The sequence below is a fragment of the Aquitalea sp. FG25 genome (assembly GCF_057809375.1).
Genome location: NZ_JBMDJV010000071.1, coordinates 1 through 340, shown reverse-complemented (window position 1 = coordinate 340; position 340 = coordinate 1). Strand labels below are relative to the sequence as shown.

Genomic DNA, 340 nt, shown 5'->3' with positions numbered 1-340 from the left:
ATGCCTGGCGCTTCGAGCATGTTGATGGCGAGCATCCGCAGGTGAAACTGGTGGTATTCGACGATGCTTACAGCCTGCCACCGGCCGCCAGCGAGCGGGTGCGTTTTCATCGCAGCGATGCAACAGAAGAGGAAGATGGCTTTACCGATTGGAGCGCGGCCCGGCAGGTGGTGTCCGGTGCGGTGGCACTGGCCAGTTTCGATTACCAGCCGGTGGCCACCCAGCACACCGGCGACCAGACCCGTGTCCAGCAAGGCCGCAGTGGCGATGCCTTGCAATCCACCTTGCAGGATTACGACCCGCAGTCGCTGTACTACGCCAGCGATGCCGAGCAGCTGAG

The 340-nt window shown here is 62.6% G+C and carries 1 protein-coding gene; it reads left to right on the top strand.

Annotated elements, in window-relative coordinates; all coding sequences use genetic code 11:
* A partial coding sequence (locus ACODR9_RS24330; RefSeq protein WP_488813272.1) for a contractile injection system protein, VgrG/Pvc8 family occupies positions 1 to 340 on the top strand: 340 nt, incomplete at both ends.